This is a genomic window from Enterococcus sp. AZ167, from assembly GCF_051714025.1.
In the GTDB taxonomy this organism is placed as follows: domain Bacteria; phylum Bacillota; class Bacilli; order Lactobacillales; family Enterococcaceae; genus Enterococcus_D; species Enterococcus_D casseliflavus.
In genome coordinates, this window is the sequence record NZ_JBIORB010000001.1 from 355,416 (window position 1) to 380,163 (window position 24,748).

Annotated in this window: 16 protein-coding genes; 15 read left to right on the forward strand and 1 reads right to left on the reverse strand. The window is 40.2% G+C overall.

The genetic code is table 11. The features are described 5' to 3' along the window. Nucleotides 1-90: 90 nt before the first annotated feature. From IGJ05_RS01690 to IGJ05_RS01755, 14 genes are all read left to right on the forward strand, one after another. Entirely contained in the window at nucleotides 91-501 is a 411-nt protein-coding gene (locus IGJ05_RS01690; RefSeq protein ID WP_266167102.1) for a PTS sugar transporter subunit IIA, read from the forward strand. Beyond that, nucleotides 501-2,279, forward strand: a complete 1,779-nt coding sequence (locus IGJ05_RS01695) for a DUF2264 domain-containing protein (protein WP_317725845.1) — start codon at nucleotides 501-503, stop codon at nucleotides 2,277-2,279. Before IGJ05_RS01690 ends, IGJ05_RS01695 begins: the two co-directional genes overlap by 1 nt. Next, complete coding sequence (locus IGJ05_RS01700; RefSeq protein ID WP_266167104.1) at nucleotides 2,276-3,406, forward strand: glycoside hydrolase family 88 protein; 1,131 nt, start codon at nucleotides 2,276-2,278, stop codon at nucleotides 3,404-3,406. Before IGJ05_RS01695 ends, IGJ05_RS01700 begins: the two co-directional genes overlap by 4 nt. Nucleotides 3,407-3,418: 12 nt before the next feature. Continuing rightward, entirely contained in the window at nucleotides 3,419-5,587 is a 2,169-nt protein-coding gene (locus IGJ05_RS01705; RefSeq protein WP_266167105.1) for an alpha-galactosidase, read from the forward strand. 1 nt (nucleotide 5,588) lies between these two features. Further along, nucleotides 5,589-6,398, forward strand: a complete 810-nt coding sequence (locus IGJ05_RS01710; RefSeq protein WP_016621192.1) for a hypothetical protein — start codon at nucleotides 5,589-5,591, stop codon at nucleotides 6,396-6,398. Next, on the forward strand, nucleotides 6,395-7,978 hold the full coding sequence (locus tag IGJ05_RS01715) for a glycoside hydrolase family 43 protein (RefSeq protein ID WP_266167106.1): 1,584 nt from the start codon (nucleotides 6,395-6,397) through the stop codon (nucleotides 7,976-7,978). Before IGJ05_RS01710 ends, IGJ05_RS01715 begins: the two co-directional genes overlap by 4 nt. A gap of 306 nt (nucleotides 7,979-8,284) precedes the next feature. Further along, a complete protein-coding gene (locus tag IGJ05_RS01720; protein WP_317725842.1) occupies nucleotides 8,285-9,946 on the forward strand; it encodes a sensor histidine kinase in 1,662 nt (553 codons plus the stop codon). 128 nt (nucleotides 9,947-10,074) lie between these two features. Next, nucleotides 10,075-11,010 carry an ABC transporter permease gene (locus IGJ05_RS01725; protein WP_151195036.1) on the forward strand — a complete coding sequence of 312 codons (936 nt, stop codon included), beginning with the start codon at nucleotides 10,075-10,077 and terminating at the stop codon, nucleotides 11,008-11,010. 12 nt (nucleotides 11,011-11,022) lie between these two features. Then, entirely contained in the window at nucleotides 11,023-11,958 is a 936-nt protein-coding gene (locus tag IGJ05_RS01730) for a carbohydrate ABC transporter permease (RefSeq protein WP_195961227.1), read from the forward strand. Between the two features lie 20 nt (nucleotides 11,959-11,978). Continuing rightward, the gene (locus IGJ05_RS01735) at nucleotides 11,979-13,661 is read left to right on the forward strand and encodes an extracellular solute-binding protein (protein WP_266167108.1); all 1,683 of its coding nucleotides are present in this window, start codon (nucleotides 11,979-11,981) and stop codon (nucleotides 13,659-13,661) included. Between the two features lie 73 nt (nucleotides 13,662-13,734). Then, nucleotides 13,735-14,343: a DUF624 domain-containing protein gene (locus tag IGJ05_RS01740; RefSeq protein WP_266167110.1), complete on the forward strand. Its 609-nt coding sequence runs from the start codon at nucleotides 13,735-13,737 to the stop codon at nucleotides 14,341-14,343. A 3-nt stretch (nucleotides 14,344-14,346) separates the two neighbouring features. Next, a complete protein-coding gene (locus IGJ05_RS01745; protein ID WP_317725839.1) occupies nucleotides 14,347-15,780 on the forward strand; it encodes a response regulator transcription factor in 1,434 nt (477 codons plus the stop codon). Beyond that, nucleotides 15,755-19,234 carry a hypothetical protein gene (locus IGJ05_RS01750; RefSeq protein ID WP_266167112.1) on the forward strand — a complete coding sequence of 1,160 codons (3,480 nt, stop codon included), beginning with the start codon at nucleotides 15,755-15,757 and terminating at the stop codon, nucleotides 19,232-19,234. The genes IGJ05_RS01745 and IGJ05_RS01750 overlap by 26 nt, the downstream gene beginning before the upstream one ends. Before the next feature lie 87 nt (nucleotides 19,235-19,321). After that, a complete protein-coding gene (locus IGJ05_RS01755) occupies nucleotides 19,322-22,297 on the forward strand; it encodes an alginate lyase family protein (protein ID WP_266167114.1) in 2,976 nt (991 codons plus the stop codon). Between the two features lie 75 nt (nucleotides 22,298-22,372). On the opposite strand, the gene IGJ05_RS01760 is transcribed toward IGJ05_RS01755, so the two are convergent. After that, nucleotides 22,373-23,356 carry an AraC family transcriptional regulator gene (locus IGJ05_RS01760; protein ID WP_266167115.1) on the reverse strand — a complete coding sequence of 328 codons (984 nt, stop codon included), beginning with the start codon at nucleotides 23,354-23,356 and terminating at the stop codon, nucleotides 22,373-22,375. Nucleotides 23,357-23,521: 165 nt separating this feature from the next. Here IGJ05_RS01760 and IGJ05_RS01765 point away from each other — a divergent pair, with 165 nt between their 5' ends. Further along, complete coding sequence (locus tag IGJ05_RS01765; RefSeq protein WP_266167117.1) at nucleotides 23,522-24,733, forward strand: glycoside hydrolase family 28 protein; 1,212 nt, start codon at nucleotides 23,522-23,524, stop codon at nucleotides 24,731-24,733. Nucleotides 24,734-24,748: the final 15 nt, after the last annotated feature.

A 24,748-nucleotide genomic window follows, 5' to 3' on the forward strand; every position in this document is an offset into this window, starting at 1 on the left:
AAACAAACAGTTCGCCACTTTCGACAGAAAGTTGGCATACATATTGCTTATAACTAAGCGAATAGCAAAATCGAACAAGGAGTGAACAAAGTGAAGAAAAAATATTTTTTGATCTCACATAACGAATTAGCCAATGGCTTGAAAAAAGCATTAGAAATGATTATCGGCACTCAGGAAAATTTATATGCCTTTGGACTGATGCCAGGAGGCCATCCAGATTTGATCACCAATCAAATCGAAGCGCTGATCGATGAGGAAACACAAGTTGTTATTCTAGGTGATATTGCTGGTGGCAGTGTTTGTAACTCGGCCATGCGTTTGACCCAGCAACCGAATGTCGTATTAGTTACCGGTATGAATCTCCCTCTTGCTATGGAAATTATAGTTAGTCAAAGCACATCAGAACAGCAGATCGCAGCAATTATGGAAGAGGTGCGCAAGGGGATGACTGTTCAAAATTTACGTCCTTCTATCAAAGAATCATTCGAGGATTTCTTTTAATGATGATTTCTAAAAAAGACTTGCAGATGTGGATGGAAAGGATGTTGCCCAACGATCGCTCATATCTGGCACAAAGCGGTAGCAGCTATACCAAAGAAATTCGATCGTTTGAAGCAATAATGAGGAGTTTTTGGGGGATTTTCCCAGCGTATGGTGACCAACCCCAGAAGCTCAAGACATTCGACACTGTCCAAGATTTTATTGATTGTGTCGAAGAAGGAAATTTACCTAAACTCTCAACAGAAAATCGCCAGATTGCAGTGGAATTAGGTGTATTAGGTTTTATATTGGGTCGTTATCCATCCTCCTTCTTTCAACTATTTTCGAACAAAGGTAAAAAAGAACTCCTCGCATGGTTATATCAAATCAACGAGATTGATCTGCCCAAGGGCAATTGGTTTTTCTTTTTGCTATTGGTCAATCTTGGTTTGAAGAAAAATAATAGTCCTTATTCTCAAGAAAAAATAGACGAAGCAGTGGCAATAATTGAAGAATGTTATTTAGGTGAAGGATGGTACTCAGATGGGGTCAATCGCCAAAGAGATTATTATGTTGCTTTTGCTTTTCACTTTTATGGGTTACTGATCGATTATTGCTTTCCTGAAGAGATCAAAACGCGCTACAAAAAGCGAGCCATCATTTTTGCAGAATCGTTTAAACACTGGTTTGACGCAGAGGGTCGATCGATTCCTTTTGGTCGTAGTTTGACCTATCGTTTTGCACATTGTTCGTTTTGGAGTGCGCTTTTGCTTACAGAGGCCTATCGAGAAACGAGTTTGTCTGTGTCCGAAATAAAAGGACTAATGGAAAAAAATATTTCTGATTGGCAAAAAAGACCTATCGTTTTACCTAAGGAACAAAACCTCTCGATCGGATATGGATACAATCAGCAATTATTATCGGAAGATTACAATGCCCCCGGGTCACCTATGTGGGCATTTAAAACGTTTGTTGTGCTCGCACTCCCTGAAAAGCATGAGTTTTGGCAGGCGATCAGCGCCATGGACATCCAACGAAGAGATAAAACTGTTCAAGCACATGCTGGATTTCATATCAATCACGACTTACATCAGACAACCGCGTTAAGTAGTTTGCAATGTAGCAATAATCCACTTTTGTATCATCATTTTGAAAAGTATAGCAAGTTTGCTTATTCAAGCTATTTTGGCTTTAATGTCACGCGGGATATCCAAGGAATCGAGCAATTTGCAATCGATTCGACGTTAGCAGTTTCAATACCCGGTCATGAGCAGTATATGACCCGTGGGAAAATTGAAAAAACAAAGATGTATGATTCCTATGGGGTTAGTTTTTGGCATGTCTGGCAAGAGGTTTCGATCACGACGTATTTGGTTCCAATCGACGCTGCCAATCATATCCGCATTCATGAGATTCTTACAAACCAACCGTTGGAAGTGGTTGAAGGTGGTTTTCCTTTGGCAAATTGGAACCGCAAATACAATCAGGCGATCATTCAGGAGAATTCTTGCGCTATTGAAAACGAACAAGGGGAATCGATCATTCGTAATCTTGGTGATGTGCGAACTGCCAGAGTGATTCCTCAAGGACCTAATACCAATATTTATTCTAGTGAAAAAAATGCAGTTCCGACGTTAACGACTATGATCGAAGCTGGGCGGACTGTTTTGGCTGCGCATATCATTGGTCAAAAAAACAAGCAGCTGCTTCCAAAAGTGACTTTTCATGAAACGAATAATGCGTTTCAACTTAGGGGAAACGTTGATTTAACAATTAAAAAGGAGCGATTTGCGAAATGAATGATGAAATCAAACAATGGGCGCTAAAAATTTTTGAAAAAATCGACCACAAATTAGAAGTACAAGTAGCACGGGTGGGGGAAAAAATTCCGTACATTCCTAATGAGATGACAGGTTTATATGAAGAAGATAAAGGTGTAACAGATCCCGTGTGGTGGACCAATGGGTTCTGGGCTGGGATGTTGTGGCAGATGTATCACGCAACTGGGAAACCAGCCTATAAAGAAACAGCAGAAATAAATGAAGTTCGGTTGGATAAAGCTTTCGATCAATACACCGGACTGCATCATGATGTTGGGTTTATGTGGCTGCATACAGCGGTCGCTAATTACCGTTTGACGGAAAATGAGCGTTCAAAAGCAAGAGGACTACATGCTGCACATCTATTAGCGGGTCGCTACAATCCAAGAGGAGGTTTTATTCGCTCTTGGAATCGCGATCGTTCCGGTTGGGTCATTATTGATTCGATGCTAAATATTCCCTTGTTGTATTGGGCAGAAGAAGCAATCGGTGATCCACGTTTTCGTTATATAGCAGAAGACCATGCCGACAAAGTAATGAATCACATCGTTCGACCAGATGGTTCAGTCAATCATATCGGTGTATTTGATCCAACAAACGGTGAACTAGTTGAAACACCAGCCGGACAAGGCTATGCCTCAGGTTCTGCTTGGTCTCGTGGCCAATCGTGGGCAATCTATGGATTTGCATTAAGTTATCTGCATACGGGGAAAAAGGAATATTTAGAAACAGCCAAAAAAGTTGCTCACTATTTTATTGCGGAAGTCTCGAAAACAGACTGGGTACCAGTTGTTGATTTTCGTTCACCTAAAAATCCCGTGATGATCGATACTTCTGCTGGATTGTGTGCTGCCTGTGGCCTATTGGAAATCGCAAAACACGTAGACGATTTAGAAAAAGATCTTTACACAGATGCGGCGATCAATATTTTAAAAGCGACAGAGGCCAACTATGCGATTTGGGATGAGGAAAAAGACGGTTTGATTGATTGCGCAACAGGCAGCTATCACGATGAACCGTGGACAGAAGTGCCGATCATTTACAGTGATTATTATTTTGTCGAAGCGATTTTACGCTTGCTAGATAAAGATTTTTTGATTTGGTAAAAGGAGCGATCAATGAACTGTTCAGGCAAAGAAACGATCACGCTTACAACAAAGCACAGCCAACTTAGCTTTATAGTCACAGAGAATGGCTATCTAACTTTGGCTTATTTTGGAAAAAAACTACCCAAAAGTGATCTATCCTATGTGATCACGGAGATTCCAAGGGCAAGCTATCTGGCTGATACCGACAGTATTGAAAACTTTAAGCTGGAACAGCTACCTGTAGGCTATCCTGCATTTGGCAATTCTGATCTAAGAAGTCCAGCTCATCAAGAAATTTACGCTGACGGCAGCCGTCTTTCGGATTTTAGATACGTTGATCATTCATTTAGTAAAATCAAACAGCCACTTAATGGATTGCCTTACGCAAATACTGAAAGGCTTGATTATCTAATTATTGAATTAAGCGATCGTTATACAGGAGTGAGTCTCCACCTAAAGATCACTGCGTTTCAGGAGCAAGATGTCTTTACACAATCGGTCACCTTTAGTAATCCTTCAGATCAGGAGGTCGTATTGACCAAAGCGATGTCTCTCAATCTTGACTTTTTAACGGATGATTTTGAGTTATTACTTTTATCAGGGGCTTGGGGTAGAGAAATGCATCTTTCAAGACGCAAACTTGTTCAGGGGCTGCAGGGAATCGATAGTAAACGTGGGGCGAGTGGTCATGGACAAAATCCTTTTATAGCGTTAGTTTCCCCAGATACCACAGAAGCAGCTGGTGCGGTCATCGCTTGTCAATTAATGTACAGTGGGAATTTTGTTGCAAGCGCCGAGGTCGACATGCATCAAAACACCCGGATGCAAATCGGGATCAATCCTTTCGACTTTAGTTGGACATTAGCTCCGAGTGAATCATTTGATACGCCAGAAGCGATTTTCTTGTATGCAGATGGTTTGAATCAAATGAGTCAGAAATTTCATGCTTTTTATGAGGACTGTGTCGTACCTCGTGCTTTTAAAAACAAAGAGCGTCCGATTTTATTGAATAATTGGGAGGCAACCTATTTTGACTTTGATCAAGAACGCATTTTGCGATTAGCTAATGAGGGCGCTAAAATCGGAATCGAATGCTTTGTTTTAGATGATGGTTGGTTTGGCAAGCGAGAAAATGAACGAACGTCGTTAGGTGACTGGACACCAAATCAAGAAAAATTGGGGGGCAGTTTGCAACAACTGATTACGGCAATCAAAGAGCTAGGACTCGATTTCGGTTTATGGATCGAACCAGAGATGGTATCGAAAAAAAGCCTTCTCTACCAGCAGCATCCCGAATGGATCGTACGTGTACCAAATCGTCGACCACAGCAAGTCCGATATCAGTATGTTTTAGACTTGTCTTTAAATGAAGTCCAAAAATATTTGATTGAACAGATAACCTGGTTGTTAGATACCTATGAGATCAATTATTTGAAATGGGATATGAATCGCAATATCACTGACAGCTTTTCTAGTGGATTGAAAAAAGAACATCAGCAAGAATTTTCTCATCGCTATATTTTAGGCTTATATCATGTCTTAGAAACGATCACTAAGCGATTTCCTAATGTTTTGATAGAAAGCTGTGCTGGAGGTGGCGGTCGTTTTGATCCGGGCATGCTATATTACACGCCTCAAATCTGGACAAGTGATGACTCTGATGCCATCGCAAGATTAGAAATCCAAAAAGGGACCTCACTGCTTTATCCGCCCAGCACGATGGGCTGCCATGTCACAGCATCGCCGAATCACCAAGTAGGCAGAGTGACCTCCCTTCACACACGAGCACTTGTGGCTCAACAAGGCAATTTTGGATATGAATTGAATCTTTTAGCATTATCTGAAGCAGAAAAAGATTGTTTGGCACAGCAGATCAAGCAGTACAAGCTAGAAAGGCAAACACTCCAATTTGGTCAACAGACGAGACTCGCTGTCTATGATTCACAAAATGAATACGCATGGCAAAAACAGAACTTAGTGACGAGTGAAGTGATCGTTACTCATATCAATATTTTAAATAAACCAAACACAGTTCCAAAGCGCTTAAAGCTGAAATCCTTAAAGAATGACCAACTGTATCAAGTCAATGAAACGGTACGATCCGGCGCTGAGTTGATGGAAATCGGACTAATGATTCCCAAACCGTCGGAAGATTTTTTTGCAACAAGATGGAAAATTATGCCGATAAAGGAGACATAATATGCTGACACTAAAACTAATTGATCATGAGGGGCACACGATCGAGGAACATACCCACTCAGAAGAAGTTTATCTTGCATTTAAAGATCGGACTTATCAAGCCGGTGAGAAAATTATGCTTACAACGACGAAAGCGCCACTATTCGTCTGGCTGCAAGTGGATGAGGCACTTGCACCAAGTCTGGTTTATTTGAAAGAAAGTGAATGGATTTTTCCAATTATTACAGAAGACACGCTACGGCGAGCGTATTCACCTAAATTATTTTCAGGAAAACGCCATTATCTACACGCCTGGTTAGCAAAAGAATACGAAATCAACGCCTATCGAAATTTGGCAGTGAATGCCCATGATCAAAAGAATCATAGTGGCGCCTATCCTCATGCTTATGCCAATGTGGAAACTAGAAATGATTCGACATTTTTTGCAAGAAATGCGATCGATGGCATGATCGCCAACGAGAACCACGGGTCTTTTCCATATCAATCATGGGGCATCAATCAACAAGCGGATGCGCAATTGACGATCGATTTTGGTCGCAACGTTGAGATCGACAAAATCGCTTTGGTTCTTAGAGGAGACTATCCTCATGATAGTTACTGGACGCAAGTGACACTCGAATTTTCCAACGGACAACAAGAAATCCTGAAACCAACGAATCAACTCGATCGTCAATATTTCAGCTTTACCAAAATCCGTACTTCCTCAATTTTATTAAAGGAATTGATTAAGCATCATGATGAATCACCCTTTCCAGCGCTAACACAAATTGAAATTTATGGCACTGAATGTCACCAGGAGGAAAGCAAATGATAGAAAATCCAATTCTTAGAGGATTTAATCCTGACGCCAGTGTAGTCAAAGTCGGATCTGATTATTATCTAGCAACCTCAACGTTTGAATGGATGCCCGGTGTTGAAATCTATCATTCATCTGATTTAGTAAATTGGACGCTAGTTGCTCAGCCGTTACAAGGCGAGACCACTGTTAGCTTAGTGGGCAATCTAAATTCCGGTAGTATTTGGGCGCCACACTTAAGCTACTCCGAAGGGCAATTTTGGTTGTTGATCACTGATGTGAAAACAGGAACGGCATTCAAAGACACACTGAATTATGTACTGTCGGCAAAAGAAATTACTGGACCTTGGAGTGAACCTGTCTTTGTCACTGCCAGTGGATTTGATCCGGCATTTTTTCATGATGATGATGGAAAACATTATCTAATGAGTATGCTTTTTGACCATCGTTTGGAAAAGAAACGGTTTGCTGGTCTTGTGATGCAGGAATTCGATTTAGCTACAAAATCTTTGGTGGGGGAAAGAAAAAAATTCTTTGAAGGAACAGATCTGGGGGTCTGTGAGGGGCCACAGATCCTAAAAAAAGATGGTTGGTATTACTTACTAGCAGCTGCTGGTGGAACCGATTATAGTCACGCTGCGACAGTATGTCGAGCAAAACAGGTGATGGGTCCATATGAGCTTTCACCGTATCATCCTTTTTTAACAACTAAAAATGATCCGAAAAATCCGTTACAAAAAAGTGGTCATGCTTCTTTTGTTCAAGTATCGGCTGATGAATGGTATATCGTTCACATTTGTGCACGCCCATTGACGGAGCGTGGCTATTGTCCATTAGGTCGGGAAACCGCCCTTCAAAAAATAGAGTGGATCGATGGCTGGCCTCGTTTAGCTACTGGTACCTCTGCGCCAGAACGTTTGATTGATGAACCAAGTATTGCAAAAGAAGTCATTCAAAAAAAAGACCATAGTTCTCGGACAGATTTTGATGAGCCGACTTTGCCAAGTTACTTTAAAAGTCTTCGACAGCCAATTGGCAGCCAGTGCTCACTTTTAGAAAGAAAAGGATATTTACGTCTTTACGGTCAACAAAGTATAACGAGTTTGCATCGTCAGACGTTGATTGCCAGACGTTGGCAGCATTTTGCCTTTCGCGTAGAAACCAAAATGGAATTTGAACCACAGTCGTTTCAACAATTAGCAGGTTTGACCTTATTTTTTGATACAGATAATTGGCATTACCTGCATGTTTCCTACGATGAGGAAACCAAAGAAAAATATATCCAATTAGAAACAGATGCGATCAATCAGTTTCAATATGCTTCAGAACGATTAGTTATCCAACCGAATCTTGCCATTCATTTAGCAGTGGAAGTGGATCATGAATGGGCACAGTTTTCATATGCTGTCGGGGATGAACCATGGCAAATGATTGGTGATCCGGTCTCAGCTGCCCAATTAAGTAGTGATTTTATCAAAGAAAACGGGAAACTAGCTTTTACCGGCGCAATGGTAGGTATCTGTGCACAAGACATGGATAATCATCGATCCTACGCAGATTTTGATTTCTTTACTTACACGGAAAGCCATTCGTGAGAGGGCGTAAAGTGAATCAGCGGGTTTTGCTTAAGCGATTCATTCATTGTTCGCTCGTTTTGTTCAAGGATAGAACGAGATAGCATGAAAGACAAAATAAAAGAAAGACGGGCACAGAATGAATGAGCAGCGCCAGATTGCCCATAGTCTGTGCCTTTTTCAAAGAATGAAGAGCCTTGAGGAGCAAAAGAAGATCGTATGAATAATGATCGAGTATCATGAACTCAGAATCACGCAGGAACAGAGTAGTCAAATGGCGATAACAATTATGTAAGCGTCTACTTTTTGTCGGAGAGGAGATTACAAATGAATAAACTTTTTGAATTAATCCGACAGCAGTCTTTGCTCAAAAAAATGATCGTTAGTTTAAGTAGCTTGTTTCTCACCTTTTTTCTCATATTATCTACTTATCTTTATCTTCAATCGCAGCGAGTACTGTTGGACCAAGGAGAACTTTTATTAAAGAATGCCAGTGAAAAAAATCAGACGAATTTTAATGTAGGAATTGAATCGATCGAAGAGTTAGGCATCGAGCTGGTCTCAGACAATGAGTTTATCAATTTTTTACAAAGATATGTTTCCGAAAGGACGATCAACGATCAGCCTTCCTTTGATTTTCAGACGACCGTCATTCCTCTTATACGCAAACTTCTTTCTACCACCCCGACACTGGCAAGTATACAGATACAGCTGTACGACCTTCAATATACTGTTTCATCTAAAAGCATGGTCACTGATCATCAGCTGTATCAGGAAGATCCCTTGACCTTCGGTTGGTATTTGGATCAAGATCAGCAATTATATTATCATTTTCCAATCAATCCTTTTGAATCGAATCAGCGGAAAAAGGGCTGGATCAATCTGTATGTCAATCCTCTTTTTCTTTTCCAATCGGTGAATGAAAATCTCGACAATCAAAGTGGGTTCTCTATTTTAGATGCTACCGGAGCAGTGATCTATGATCCATTGCTGTTTGCTGATCACCAAGATAAGGAAAATTACTTGATTCAGGAAGTTCCATTAAAAAATCAGTGGCAGTTGCTGACTTTTTATGCGAAAGAAAATTTTCGTGTGTCGTTAAAGGATTTTCTGAATAGCAATTTCATTTTGATTATTTTTTTGCTCAGTATGATGATCGTTTTTACGAATATCTTCTATAAATGGCTCGTTTCTCCGATTCGAAGGTTATGCGAAAAAATGAAATTGACGAATGGTCAGCAATTACCGCACAAAATCGCCATTTCGAGTAATGATGAAGTTGGTCAACTAGAAGCAACCTTTAATAAAATGATTGAAGATTTAGAAAACCTTCTGCTTAAGATCAAATCAGATGAAGCCTTGAAAAGAAAGGCGCAGTTGAGTAAATTTCAAGCACAGATTCAACCCCATTTTTTATACAATACGTTAGCAATCATTTCTTGGTGTGCAAAAGCAGGTGAGACAGAGCAAGTCGTTCAAATAACGAACGATCTCGCTCAGTATTATCGACTCATTTTAGCGAAAGGAAAAAACTTCGTTTCTTTAAAAGAGGAATTAGATTTAGTGAAACATTACTTATCCATTCAACGATTACGCTTTGCAGATCAACTTGACTATGAGATTGCTGTTGATCCTGAAATCGATGTAGAGTCGATTCAAATTCTTCATCGAATTTTACAACCCTTAGCAGAGAATGCTTTTCAGCATGGTATCTATGTAAAAGGTCAAGGGAAAATCAAAGTTACTGTTGCTGAAAATGAGGAAGCATTAATCCTTCTAGTCGCAGATAATGGCGCGGGTGCCTCACCAGAGATAGTAGAGAAAATTCGCAGCGGGGAACAATTAGAGCTAAAAAAGGGAGGCTTTTCCTTGCAATCCATCATCAATATCTTGAAATCTTCTTATGGGGATCAGGTGAGGGTAGAATTCTTTTCAAAACAAGGGGAAGGAAGTGTGTTTCAAATTGAGTTGAATAAAAGCGTGCTTTAGGATCAAACTGTTTTATTGTGGTAGATATTACCATTTTCGGTGAATATTACCAGTTTTCAATCCTTCTCAAATCGTATAATTCTATATAAGAAAGCGTTTACTAAGGAGCTTTAGAAGGAGGTTTTTAAATGAGTACAGCAACCATTAAAAGAAAGAAGAGCTTATTTTCCACTGGAAATAAGCTATTGTACTGGGTGTTGCCCTTTTTGCTAGTTGTTCTAGTTTTTGGGTATTTGCCGATGTTGGGCTGGTATTTAGCTTTTATTGATTATTCACCCGGTGCTTCTTTGGCAGATATGCCATTTGTAGGATTCAAATGGTTTCGAATGTTGATCTCTTCCAGAGAACAAGTGAATATCATCATACGCGTGATGAAAAACACACTAGGTATGAGCTTTTTAGGGTTAGCAACTAGTGTGTTACCAATGTTTTTTGCCATTTTATTATACGAAATTAGAAGCAGTAAACTAAGACGGCTCATTCAAACCATGACGACTGCGCCACATTTTGTCAGTTGGGTTTTAGTTTATTCTTTAGTTTTTGCCTTTTTATCAGTTGATAATGGGGTCATCAATAATCTATTGGTTGACTGGGGATTTATTGATACACCAATCAATTTTTTGCTAGATAACAGTCATATGTGGCTGAAAATGACGGCTTTAGGGGTATGGAAGGGCATCGGTTGGAGCGCCATTATGTACTTAGCGGCGATCAATGGGATCGATCAAGAATTGTATGAAGCTGCCAGTATAGATGGTGCGAATCGTTTGAAAAAAGTTCTTCATATCACGATTCCGGGTTTGTTGCCAACCTTTTTCGTTTTACTCATGATGAGTGTTGCCAACATGATCAATACTGGAATGGAACAGTATTTCGTTTTCTCTAATGCGATGACGAAAAGTTCGCTAGAAGTACTAGATCTTTATACCTACAACATCGGGATCGGTCAAGGGAACTTCTCTTTAGCAACGGTTGTCAGTATTTTGAAAACGGTCGTCAGCTTGATTTTATTCTATTCAGTTAACCGTTTGTCAAAAACCGTTCGCGGTGAATCGATCTTCTAGGGGGAGTACAGTATGGCAGCTATTAGTAAAAAAAATAAAGCCTATTCAGTAAAAGATACGTTGTCGATAGGTGAACGAGTATTTAATTTCTTCAATATCTTATTCTTTTTTCTTTTCATGTTTTTGTGTGCTTACCCATTTTACTATATTTTTATCAATACGATCAGTGACAATCAGTTGAGTGCAATGGGGGAAGTCTTGTTTATACCTAAAGACATTCATTTTCAAAATTATAAACAAATTTTGGAGATCCCAAATATCACAAATGCATTTATCATCAGCGTCGCTCGGACCGTTATTGGGACGACGTTGACTGTCTTATGTTCAGGATTTCTTGGCTTTATGATGACCCAACAAAAAATGACGGGGCGCAAATTTGTTTACCGTTTTATTATTTCAACGATGTATGTCAGCGCGGGGACGATTCCCGTCTATATGTTATTCAATTACCTAGGCTTATTGGATAACTTTCTCGTTTACGTCATTCCGGGTATGGTTTCAGCTTACAACATTGTTTTAGTTAAAACGTATATCGAGTCTAGTATTCCAAGTTCTTTGCAGGAATCGGCAGAGATGGACGGTGCTGGGATCATCACGATGTTTTTCAAAATCGCTTTGCCACTAATGGTGCCGATTTTAGCCACTTTGGCCATCTTCAGCGCAGTTGGACAATGGAATAGTTTTATGGATACAGTGATTTATGTAACGCGTGAGGATTTACATACCTTGCAGTATGTGCTTTACCGTTATTTGACACAGTCCACAGCGTTAGCGAATGAAATCAATTCGGGAAACATCTCTATTGATCAAGTTGCTGCTACGGCGCAGACAGCTCAGTCCGTCAAATTAACGGTGACAATGATGGTCGTTTTACCAATATTTGCCATTTACCCGTTCTTTCAACGTTTCTTTGTTAAAGGAATAACGATTGGAGCGGTCAAAGGATAAAAAAATTAGGAGGAAAGAGAATGGATTTAAAAAAGACTGGGAAAGCATTAATGTTAGGCGGACTGTTAGTGGGGACAGCAGCGTGCGGTAGCAACAACGAAAGCACTGATGAGCCTCAAGGTGCTCAGGATGTATCGATTTATTCAATGTCAAGTACCTATGAGGGAGAGATCAGAGGGTACGTAGGGAAATATCTTCAAGATGAATTAGGCGTCAATGTAAATGTGATTCCTAACAGTGTCGGAGGGACAAGTCGATTAGAGACGCGATTGACTACTGGGGAATTGGGGGATTTGATCGTTTTTACAACTCAAAAGGATTTGAATCGAGCAAAAACGGCTGGTATTATCGAGGATTTGACTGAGTATAAGGAGAAACTGCCGAATGTTACCCGTTTTGAGGACGCCGTAGCTCGAGCTGAGACTATTTTTGAGGGATTGTACGGCATACCAACCACCGTTTCCCAAGAAGCAGAAGTAACCAAAACGAATCCGACCTGGTTGCCGTCAATGCGTTATGATTATTATAAAGAATTAGGCAGTCCAGAAATTGAAACGTATTGGGATTACGGGGTTTTGGCAGAGCAAATGGTCGAGGCACATCCTGAAACTGAAAATGGAGATAAATTTTATGCTCTTTCCTTGTTCAGCGAATGGGATGGAAATAGTGTCAACCAATTGCGTAGTATAGCAAAATCTCAAGGTTATACTGATACTGATGGTGTAAATCGCTATGAGTTCATCAACGTGTCTGTCCTTGATGATAGTTATGAAGATATTTTGAGTGAAGATAGTCTGTATCTGCAAGCGTTGAAATGGGCGAATGATCTGCATAAAAAAGGATTGCTAGATCCCGATTCTGCTTCACAGACATGGGAGGACTATTTAAAGAAGGCGGAAAAAGGACAATCGGCGATCATGCCATGGGGCTACACTGGCGAGCTGAATTTTAATCCCGTCAATCCCGAATTAACCAGTCAAGGCAAAGGGTACAAGCTAGTACCAAACAATGAACTTCTAGTAGCGGATCAAAAAACGACGACCTACGGGAACAACTGGTTCTGGGCGGTTAGTAAGAATGCAAAGAACAAAGACAAAGCATTAGAACTTTTGGAATTCCTATATTCTGATGAAGGACATTTGTTCTGGGAAAACGGTCCTCAAGGAATCATGTGGGATATCAATGATGATGGCAAACCCTATCTCACAGAATTAGGCAGCGGCAGCTGGGAAGCACAGGCACCAGAAGAAGCAGGTGGCGGTGCTTTATCAGAGACGTTCAAAAAATTAGTCAATGGACCAAGTGTGGATCAACAATCCGTAAGTCCAATTTTGAACGAACCAGCAAATCGCTCCGTTTGGGAAACGACGCTTTTAGAAAGTGCGACAGAGTTAGATAAACAGTGGACAGAAGATCACGATGGTGCGCTAAATTCAAAAGAATACTTGCTTGAAAATGGCTTGCTAGCATCTTACGATATCGCAGATGTTCCATTAGTTGAGCGAGGGGATGAACTAGACTTGAGCTACAATCAAGTAGGTGCAGTCATTAAAGAATACTCATGGCAAATGATCTATGCCCGAGATGATGAAACATTTGATAGCTTAAAGAATGAAATGATTGAGAAAGCGAAAAATCTAGGATACGACCGTTGTGTAGAATCTGAGCAAACGATCGCTCAAGCATGGTTCGCAGCACGTTAAATCATTTTGAGGATCACTCTTAGAAAGGTCTATTTCTTTGGGTGATCCTCCTCATTATGGAGGTGATGAAGAGGTGAAAGAGAATTGGGCTGCTTGGCTCTATGAAACGACGCTTTTATTTAGTCGTTTGGTAGCGATGAATCTCTGTTGGTTATTTTTTGTCCTATTAGGTGGAGGGGTTTTTGGCGCTTTACCAGCAACGATCTCACTTGTAGCAGTTTTTCGTAAGGCACTCGTTTCAGAAAATGAGTTTTCATGGCTAAAAGAAGCGTGGTATTGCTACCTAAAGAATATCAAAAAATTCTTCTGGCTTTCGCTCCTATTGTCTCTGATTTGTACAGGTTTACTGTTCAGTAGGGTTTTATTTATTCAAAATTCTTTGCTGTTAGAAAGAGCGGCGTACCTTAGTTTACTCTATTTACTCGTTCTGGTCGTACCTTATTTTTCATTGAATGAAGTACATTTTTCGTTATCCACAAAAGCGCTACTTAAAAATGCTTTTTTACTACCTTTATTCTGGCAGTTTTCTTCAATCAAAATCATCGTTAGTTACAGTGCTGTCTTGGTATTAAGTTTACTTATACCAGGGATCATTCCGATTCTGAGTTTTTCACTCCCTTTATATCTTACAACGACGATTTTGCTCAACCGTTGGAAAAAACAGGTTTCGAAGGAGGCGTAACGGATGTATCGCTGTTTGATTGTTGATGATGAAAAAATCAGTCGTGATGGCATCGCTCAATCGATTGATTGGCAAAATCTAGGGATTGAAATCGTCGGATTAGCCAAAAATGGCGCAGAAGGATTAGCAATGTTTAGAGAAACCACTCCTGAAATCGTTCTTTCAGATATTCAGATGCCCATCATGGACGGACTTGCATTGGCAAAGAAAATCAGAACACAGGCTCCAGAAACAAAAATCATTATATTATCCGCTTTTGGCGAATTTTCTTATGCACAAGAGGCGATTCAACATGGCGTTCAAAACTATTTGTTAAAGCCAATTGATGAGAAGGAATTAGAAGAAGCTTTGATCAAGCTCTTGCAAGAAATCCAAATAGAAACCAAACGCAAGCATCAAAGGCAAACAATTGATCTTCTCTTCAAACGGGAGATCATACCCTTGGTTAAAAATACCGGGATCGTTACTGTTTTGGATGCTGAAGGATTTATGCCTACAGAAGGTGAAGGGATCGAGGGTGAAATAGAAGGCAATAGAATCTCTATTTTAACACTTACTCATTTTACGTATGAGCGAATCATCTTATCTGGACAAAAGGGGTTTTACAGTAGTTATCGTAGTGACGGTAATGTAGTAAAAAGCTATCAAGAAGCTCGAATGGTGATGGCAATTGCCTTGTTTTGGTCACGAACGAATCTAACGTATTGGCGTGTTGAACAACAAAGAAAAAAATGGCGACAATTTCGTTTTGAGCGAAACAACGAAGTCAATAAATCCTCAAGAAAGCTAGTTGAGGCATTGCATCAGTCTTGCCAAAGTGAAATTCAAGAGACATTGACCAGTTTTTTTCGGTTATTAAAACAGTTTGTCGGATTAGATGCTGAGGAGATGAAAACGACCTGTATGAATCTCCTTCGTAAAGTTAACGAGTATAGTAACTTTCTTGCTGAAGAAGAACAACGTCGCTTTCCAGAAGAAATCATGGCATTAACAACCTTTGACCAAATTGAAGAAAAAATGCACCAACTATTTGAGCAATTACTGATCAATTATCAAAACCTTGACCAGCAGGCGCATTTGTCGATCATTGAAAAAATCGATCGCATAATTGAGCAACAAATGGCAGGGGATCTGACCAATCAGACGATTGCTGAACAAGTTTTTTTGAGTCCAAATTATATGGCAGCAACGTTCAAAGAGTTGACTGGTCGTTTGTTAAGTGAATATATCACGGAAAAACGTTTGGAAAAAGCAAAGGAACTACTTTTGACAACCAATTTGCCGATCGTAAAAATCGCCAAACAAGTAGGTTTTTCTTCTCAATCGTATTTCACCAAAAATTTCAAACGATTTTTCGGAGTCACACCGAAAAGATTTAAACAATTGCACTGGTCGAAACAAGGAGTCGAAGATGAAAAAGAAAGCAACTACTTATGATATTTTATCGTGGAATGAACAATCAGAGGAAAACAAGTGTATCTGGCTATTTTCAAATTCTAAAAGAGAAATGCACTGGGTCGAACATGGATTTATCCAGTACCACCCGTGTGCAGCCAATGCGCTAGGTTGGTGGGGCCTTCGCTTAGAAGTGGGGGCGCAAAAAAACAAGCGGATGAAGATTCGTTTGGCATGCAGTGTAAATCGCAATCCACAAGAAGAGGCGATCCGTTTTTTTGAAACTGAAGTAGTGCTGCTTTCGGGGCAAACCCAATATGTGCCTTTCAGCCAGTTTGGATTTGATCAAGGAATGCTGATTTATTTAAAAGCTATTGTCGGCATTGAGTGTTGGGGGGTAAAAAAAGAGACGATCAAACAACTAGAGATTATTGCGGCACCCTGCGTATATATGGATGCTACAATTAAAGGAAAAGCATTGCAGAAAAAACAAGTCGATTATGAGATAACTTTGACGAATACCACCTCAAAACCACAATTTGTTCAGATCGCGCAGCAGAAAATGGGCTGGGAGATTTTGACGACACTGCTTCATGAGAGCGGATCGGATCAACCAATCAAAGGGCTAGAACTGAAGCCTTTTGAAGAAAAAGTGGTTCTCCTCAGTGTATTTGATGATCTCCGTTTTGGTCCATTGGCTTCAGAAAAGCATAAAATCCAACTCATTGATCGTAGAGGTTTTACGCAAACCTTAACCTTTATAACGGGTCGTTACGAAGAAACGTTCACGACCACCCTTTCAAGCGCTGATATCCATGAGATCCAAGAGAAAATAGGCAGCACACCATGGGCGCAGGCAAAGTACCAACAGCTTTATCAAAGGGCTAAGCTTTGGCAGGTACCGAAAATCGATCCTGAATTGCCCTATCTTTTTATGAGTAGGCAATCAGACGAAGCAGGAAATGCTGCGTTGATTTATTTGCTGAGTGAGGAAGAAGTATTTGGAAAAAAAGCGGCTGAATTCTTGAAAGAATTGGTTGACGATGAAAAAGGATACCTTGTTTTACCACATGCAGGAAATCAAGAATTAGTCCATGAAGGTGAGTTTTTTAAACACGCTGCGCTAACTTATGATCGATTGAAGCATAGCGGTTTGCTTACAAAAGATGACAAACAAAAGATTGAGGAAGCCTTTCGACTATTTATGTCCATTATTCGGGATGAATGCCATCGGGGGAAAATATCGAATTGGAATTTAGCGGAATTAGCTGGGGTCATTGCTTGTGCTGCTGCTTTACAGGATCTGGAGAAGATTGATTACTTTTTACACTGTCCTGGTGGGGTGATCGAGCATATCAGTAAAGGAATCCTAAATGATGGCTGGTGGTATGAAGCGTCCATTGGTTACAACTTGCTAGCAATGGGTCTTTTTTTAGAAATCAGTCAGATTGTAAACAAATGGGGTTACCAGTTGCATTTGCAAAGAGTCCCAGCAAATTATGCCCCATACTATGATCTTCATCAGAAAGGTTTAGATGAAAGTGATCGCATTGACGGGCTTTCCACAGAAGTCTGGGGTCCTACTGACAAAAATTATCGTTCCATTGAAATGCTGACCGATAGCATGATCGATTATTATGATGAAACTGGCGTGATATTTGGCATGAATGATTCCTGTGAATCGCGAGCAGTTGGTGTCCATCTAATGGACCCAAGATACGATTTAGCTTACCGCTTGTATCAAAAACCCGCGTATCTCTCTTTGCTTAGGACGATTCGACCCGAGGACCGTGATCTTTGTTTTGGTGTCGCTCAGTTGTCAGATACTCCTCATGAGAAAAAGGTTCCCTATCGTGAGGCTGTCATCGCTGAGGTTGCTGGCATTGCTTTGTTGCATTCGAATGCTCCGAAGCGTTCTGCCGAACAACAATATCAAGTAACTTTGAAGAGCGGAATTTTAGGGGGAGCTCATGGACACTATGATCGATTAGCGTTAAACTCGATGCGACGTTTTGGGAAAAGTTTCTATAACCCGGAAAATGTTTGGTATGCCTATCATACGTTTATGTATAAGTTTTATGTTCAAAATTCGCTCACCCATAATATGACAGTTGTTGATCTCAAGCAGCAAGATCCGGCACCAACGAAAACGTTGGCGTGTGTAAGCGAGACAGAGTACCAATACATTGTTCAGGAAATTCGTACGAAATGGTGTCAACCGCCTTATGGTGGTTGGAGAGTCGGCAACGCTGAGACATTTCGCGAAAGATGCTGGCAAGAAGGTCGAAGCGTGTTTATTCCTGATGAGACACCTGAATATAGCCAAAGATCCGCTTTTACTGAAGAGATCCTCCAACGACGAGCAGTTGTAGTGACCGATGACTATGTCATTGTACTTGATTATCTGGAAGGAGAAGATACCCATGCTTTTGATTGTCTATACCATGCAAGTGGATTAAAGGGAATTTTTGCTAAAGAGCTAGAAGCAGATTATTTACTTAGTAATGACCTTCAAGATGCTCGGTACTTTTTAGTTGGCAAAGATATCGAGTACCAAAAGACAACAGAAAAACTTTCAGATGATCCGTTATCAAGCGCTCAGTTTATGACAGATGTGCATTGGTTCCGTGCACAAGAACCATTAAGGTTTTCTTTTTCGGTCGATATGCATAAATACAATGATAAGGGCTGGCTCACACCGTTGCGAACCAGTCAAAATCAACCGGGATTACTAAACTTGGCTATTCACATGATCCACCCGCAAAATGCGCCCGTTTTTGTGGGGATGGAGCCAGCATATAGTCAAACACAACAGCAACTGGTTTATCAGATTCGAACGGAAAAGAGTGTTCTCCATGAAAACAAGATGGGTACATGGATTTTTGGAAAAGAAGAAATTCAAGTAGCTATTCCTGCAAAGAGCCAAACGATCGTTTTAGAAACTAAGATAACCTATGTTGCGAATGAATACGGAAGTGGAAAAGACGTGCCTTTGCCTGCAGTGTTTTGGGGTGAAGGAGTCATCAAGACCCACGCAGGGGAGAGAATTCCTATTAATCAACTACCACGAGTGACAGAAGGTATCAAACAATCCCCATATGAGAACCGAGATTACTTTGGCGGTCCTATCAAATTTGAAACCCAAGTGATCCAATCCGCTTTGCCAGCCACGCCAATTGCAGAAGCTATTTCTGGAACGATAACGATCGATCTCAGCGGCGTTGATGCAGCATCATTAGAGATTGTGATAGGTGGCGATTATCCGTTAGGAGATGAATCCGATCATCGGCGAGTAGTTGGTATTCGCAAAGAGGGACGAACTGCCCAGTTTGCAACGATTCTCGAGCAGTACGATCAAGAAAGCAAAGTTGAGTCGGCAACGATTTCAGAAAAGACCTTGACTGTAAGGCTAAAAGATGGACGTGAAGATGAATTGAATGTAGCCGATTGGCATTTAGAACAAGCACAATTGCGTTTTAGATCTGGAAAAACATAAATAGCTTTTTTGTGGAAAGAGGCAAGACATAGCTGATAACGTTGGTCGATTATTTTGACTATTTTTTTTAAAAAAAGGAGGCAGAAAATGGGGATCGCAAAAGTTTGGTTTTTGTTGCTTGGTAGCCTGTTGCTTAGTATTTTAAGTGTTCAAGTAGGATTTGCTAGCGAAAGAGAGGAAATCATCATTGTTGATGATGCGTTTGTCTCAAACTTTAATGGTCAACATGGAGAAGTGATGAAAGAACGAAACAGAGAAAAATTAATTGTAGGAAAATTAAGAGAAGCTTATATGAAATTAGCTATCAGTGATTTGACAGACATAGAAACGATCAAACAGATCCAATTGGAAATGGTGACTACTCATGGCGGAAACCAGTTGTTTTTCCAAGAGGCTTCCAATGAATTGACTAGTGGAGGACAAGCCGGGAGTCAGTGGGATTCTGATACGATCACTTACGACAATAAGCCTAGCGTATTGAAGGATACGAAAACGTATGAAGTCACGCTGCCAAATGGAGAGGCAGTAGTTACGTTAGATATCACTGATTTGATCAAAGAAGCCAAAGCTGCGAATCGTCAAGAAGTGACCATCCACTTTTATACAGAAAAAAGTCTTGATGAATCGATTGCTGCATCCGAACTTTTTTCAATTCGTTCGACAAGAGCGCCCTATGTCAAGATTATACGGACAACTGATGAAGTACCCCAAACCATAGAGGGACATAAGATTGGTAATTATTTCACCAACGCTTCATTACCAGTGAAGTACATGAAAATCAAAACTGATTCGGGGAGTTACTTTGCCGTTAGGGAAAATGGGGCAATTTACACAGTAGAGAATGAACAAGAAGCAGAGACGTTTGCTTTGTATGTGGCGGAACCGATCCACAAAATAACTGGTTCTTTAAAACCGACAGCTCAAATTCAATCAACCACCACTGGTAAATTTCTGACCTTTCAAAACTATTTTTCAGAATCAGATGAACAAAAAAACTATTATCAAAAGAAAGACGAACGCTTTTTATTCAACTTTACCGCCGCATCCGTCAATGATAATGAACGATTATCCATTCATTATTACCCTGAGTCAAACCGTTATACGATCGCTTCAGATCTAGATACTTTACGAGACGAACCCTCCGTTACTCATTGGTTTTTACATTGGCAGGAAGGAAGCTTAACTGCTAGTCGACAACAAAATCGACCAGCGTACTTTGTTTTTGAAGAAACTGAGTTCTCAGGAGCGCTGATTGTTGACCATGAAATACGTGCAAATCAAGTGTTTGTTCGATGGTTGCCGATCACAAGTGATGATCTGCCAGATGACTATCAATTAAATGTTTCAGCTAAAGTTCAGAAAACAAGCGACTATTTTCAAGCTGTTTTCCCAGTAGCGGATTTGCCTGAAAGCATCGAAGTTACTTATCAGCAGGCAACGTATACGGTAAAAGGAGTAAGTGAAGCTAGATCCTTTACCCATCCAGGTATCCAACTGACCACTGAACATCTCGATCAGATGAAACAACGAATCGCTGAGAAAAAAGAACCCTGGTATAGTGATTATTTAAAACTTAAACAAGGGGTCTCCAATGATCAAAGTGCATTGACATTTACAGATACGCCTTTAGAAGGAGTGGGACGCGGTGCTCCAGAAGGTCATGGCAATATCGGCAAATTTGAAAGCGCTAGCAATGCAGCGTACTTTTTAGCCCTCCAATGGGTCATCACAGAAGAGGAGGACTATGCACAAAAAGCTACAGAAATCATTAATGGCTGGTCGCAAACCTTAAAAGTGATTGATGGCCGTGATCGCATTTTGGGCGCTGCGATCAGCAGTTCAAAATTAATAGAAGCAGCAGATATACTTGCGCATTATCAAGGTGGTTATTCTGGATATACTGCCGAAGATATCAGCCAAACCCAAGAAATGCTTATTAATACTGTGTATCCAGTAATTGAAGATCTAGGGGTTCCGATGTTAGCAAACGGCAACTGGGATACGGCGGCTATGAATGCGATGATGGCGATTGGTCTTTTTACAGATAGTCAACCGATCGTTGAGCGGGCGATCAATCTGTATCAGTCGATTCATATCAATGGATCGATTGCTGTCTATGTCAGCGATACGGGGCAATCGGTTGAAAGTGGACGTGACCAAGCACATGCACAGTTAGGGATCAGCTATTTGGCATCTGTGGCTGAAGCCGCTGCGAATCAAGGGATCGATCTTTATTCATTACATGATTTTCGCTTAGTGAAAGCCTTTGAATGGGCTGCCAAGTACAATTTATTTGAAGAGGTACCATTCACCCCCCTCATGAACGTTTTCCAAAACCCGAATCGAGGGTATTGGACCCGGCTAGATAGTGAACGCATCAATCGCGGAGAGTTGCGCCCAATATATGAACAAGTGGCAGCACGCTTTCACGATAGTCCCGTTGATACGACCTGGACAAGCAAAGCTGCTGCAGCAATGCGCGCCCAAGGGTACATCCATAATGATCATTTGAATTTTTCAACGTTGACTTTTTACAATGGCCCGATTTATGAGACTGCGCCAAGCTTAACTTTGCGAATAAGAACACGCTTAGAACCTTGGTATGAAAGAACCTTAGCCAAAGTAGGCGACGAGTATGTTTATGAAACACGAAATTCTTATTTATCCGCTAACGATGCAAGTCTTCTACAAATCAGTAAAAAATATGTTGAAGCTGATCTTTTCCAACTAATTCCTTTGGATGGAGGGAAGGTTGCACTGTGGAACCAATCAGCAAACTGTTACTTGTCAATTACAGATGAAAAAAATGCTGCCGGTGATCAGTTGATCACAGCAAATCAAACAGAAATTGCTGAAAGCGAGATGTTTTCTGTCATGGGAACGGGACGAGGATTTGTTTTTCTGACCGCTCCGTTTTATGAGGATCGAATCATAAAAATCGATCTTTCAGCAGTTGCAAAAGAGCAAGACCCTGAATTGACACTCGTCTTAGGACAAAAACAAACAACTGATGCAAATGCACTTGCAGAAGAAGAAAAATTGCTTTTTTATTACGATTTCTAAATAAAAGAACAAAAAACATTTGCAGCCACCTTGAACAAGTTCCGTTAAAACGGACCAAAGGTGGACAAATGTTTTTTATTGATGATTTTCTTTCAAAATCTGATAGATAAGCTTCTTTAGTGCCTCATTACCTAATTGCTGTGGTAACGGGGCGGAAAGATTCATCTGACTAGAATTTAGATTGGTTTGCGCATTTTCTGCTCGATAGTCAGAAGGGGTTAAGCCATTTTTCTGTTTAAACGTCCTCATAAAATGTTTTGCATCGGAAAAGAAAGCTTGATCAGCTACTTCGTTGACCGATAAATTGGTTGTTGCTAAAAGTGTTTTTGCATAATCAATTTTGATGTTTACCATATACTCTTTGATACCAATTCCCTGTTCTTTTTTGAACAGTCGGCTAAGATAATTGGGATTCAAGCCAAAATGGTTAGCAATATCAGATAAGTGGAGTTCACTTGTAAGGTTGACTCGAATCCACTCGGCAATCAATGCAGTTTTTTTGACATGATTTTTCGCGGTATGTGCCAATTGATTTAGGTAATCATCACAAAGAGCGATCAGTAATAAGGTTAAAGAAAAATCATTCCCCCGTTGTGTGTATTGTTGTCTTTTTCCGTTTGTAAGCAATTGATTAAGCAAAACAACGATTCGTTCGGGATACTTTAACTGGAAACGTTGTGGGAGAAAGATAAAATTATTTAACTCTGTTGGCATCGTTAGTGTTGCTAGATCCTGTAGGCCTTTTTGTAACATAGGCTCTTTTAAAGAAATCGTTTGGTAAGAAGCAATGAAATGTAGCCAGTAAAAATGAACTTCATGTTCAATTGTAGCAGCAGCTTTGATTTTCGCATATGGCGGTATCAAAAAGCATTCGTTTTCTTTGATCAATACCTCTTTTTCGTTGATGGTCAAGGAAACATCGTTTTTTATTGGCAAGATAAGTTCAAAATTTTCGGAATGATGGGTTTCTTTGTGGCGCCATGTTTGATTTATATTGTTCGAAAACAACCCACTCCATAAATTGAAAATTGGTAGATTTAAATGAATCTGATAGATCATTCGATACTCCTTCATAGCAAAGACATTAGAAAGGTAACTTTCTGACACCAATTATATCGTTTTTTCAGTTATTCAACAATTAGATCCGCATTATAATTGACTTGTATTCATTTTTGAGAAATGACTGGGTGGAAAAAAATGATTATTGGACAGGAGGAAATGGAAATGGAAGACCAAAGGAACACGTTTATTATCACTGATTACGGGGTGTCAACAAATTCAGAAAAAAATCAAACAAAGGCGATTCAATCATGCATCGATGCTTGTCGAAAGGCTGGAGGAGGAGAAGTAATCATACCAGAGGGGGACTATTTGATTGGCTCTTTACGTCTTTATTCAAATATCACCTTACGTTTAAAATCTGGGGCAATCTTAAGGGGAAGCCAAAACTTAGCGGACTATTGTGATTTTCAAGTACCAAGTACGATCAACTACTTGCACGATGAATACTACAAAAAAATTTGGCATTTACCTGAGTATTATTTTTATGCCATGATCACGGCTTTTAAAGAAGAAAATGTGAAGATCATCGGGGAACCTGGATCGTTGATCGATGGTCAAGATACTTTCGACGAAAATGGGGAAGAAGGCTTTCGTGGACCGATGGGGATCATTCTTTCCCAAATCACGGGGGTTCATTTAGCTGGTTATTGTTTTAAAAATAGTGCTAACTGGAGTCATACGATCGATGGCTGTCAAAATGTCCAAATAAACAATGTAACCATCGAAGCGGGGCATGACGGATTCAATCTACATCATTCCACCAACATTTATGTCCGTGATTGTCATCTAGCATGTGGAGATGACTGCTTTGCTGGGTATGACATTGAGCAGCTGATGGTAGAAGATTGTTTTTTAAATACAGCTTGCAACGCAATGAGGATCGGTGGCGATACGATTACCTTTAAAAACTGTAGGTATCAAGGTCCAGGTCGTTATCCTCACCTTTCAGAAAATACGTATTATACCCATGCCATTTTTAAATACTATGCGATTGAGGCAGATACGATTCAAAAAGATGCCCAAAACATTCGCTTAATTGATTGTAAAATCGCTGACGCAGATAAGTTTCTTGTTTACGAGTATGGCGAAAAGAAACTAATGCAAAATAATCGACCTTTGCGCCAGTTATTGATAGAGAATTGCTCGATTTCTGGGATTCGCAAGACATCAAACTTTTTTGGGAACGGTGAACAGGTCCGATTACAATTTAAGAATCTCAAGATTGATTATACAGGGGAAGCTTGTTTTCTTCGGGTGGACGAAAGTGTTCAACTGGAACTTCAACAAGTGGAATTTTTGAATCCGACGAAGATTGAAATTGGGAAAAACCAGGTGATTGAATTGCAAGGACTTATTACGCAGAGCTTTTTTTAAAGGAATCGATCAGTA

Excerpts from the sequence above, each read along its gene's own strand:
- IGJ05_RS01695 (WP_317725845.1), top strand. The coding sequence starts at position 501 with ATGATGATTTCTAAAAAAGACTTGCAGATGTGGATGGAAAGGATGTTG.
- IGJ05_RS01700 (WP_266167104.1), top strand. The coding sequence starts at position 2,276 with ATGAATGATGAAATCAAACAATGGGCGCTAAAAATTTTTGAAAAAATC.
- IGJ05_RS01705 (WP_266167105.1), top strand. The coding sequence starts at position 3,419 with ATGAACTGTTCAGGCAAAGAAACGATCACGCTTACAACAAAGCACAGC.
- IGJ05_RS01710 (WP_016621192.1), top strand. The coding sequence starts at position 5,589 with ATGCTGACACTAAAACTAATTGATCATGAGGGGCACACGATCGAGGAA.
- IGJ05_RS01715 (WP_266167106.1), top strand. The coding sequence starts at position 6,395 with ATGATAGAAAATCCAATTCTTAGAGGATTTAATCCTGACGCCAGTGTA.
- IGJ05_RS01720 (WP_317725842.1), top strand. The coding sequence starts at position 8,285 with ATGAATAAACTTTTTGAATTAATCCGACAGCAGTCTTTGCTCAAAAAA.
- IGJ05_RS01725 (WP_151195036.1), top strand. The coding sequence starts at position 10,075 with ATGAGTACAGCAACCATTAAAAGAAAGAAGAGCTTATTTTCCACTGGA.
- IGJ05_RS01730 (WP_195961227.1), top strand. The coding sequence starts at position 11,023 with ATGGCAGCTATTAGTAAAAAAAATAAAGCCTATTCAGTAAAAGATACG.
- IGJ05_RS01735 (WP_266167108.1), top strand. The coding sequence starts at position 11,979 with ATGGATTTAAAAAAGACTGGGAAAGCATTAATGTTAGGCGGACTGTTA.
- IGJ05_RS01745 (WP_317725839.1), top strand. The coding sequence starts at position 14,347 with ATGTATCGCTGTTTGATTGTTGATGATGAAAAAATCAGTCGTGATGGC.
- IGJ05_RS01750 (WP_266167112.1), top strand. The coding sequence starts at position 15,755 with ATGAAAAAGAAAGCAACTACTTATGATATTTTATCGTGGAATGAACAA.
- IGJ05_RS01755 (WP_266167114.1), top strand. The coding sequence starts at position 19,322 with ATGGGGATCGCAAAAGTTTGGTTTTTGTTGCTTGGTAGCCTGTTGCTT.
- IGJ05_RS01760 (WP_266167115.1), bottom strand. The coding sequence starts at position 23,356 with ATGATCTATCAGATTCATTTAAATCTACCAATTTTCAATTTATGGAGT.
- IGJ05_RS01765 (WP_266167117.1), top strand. The coding sequence starts at position 23,522 with ATGGAAGACCAAAGGAACACGTTTATTATCACTGATTACGGGGTGTCA.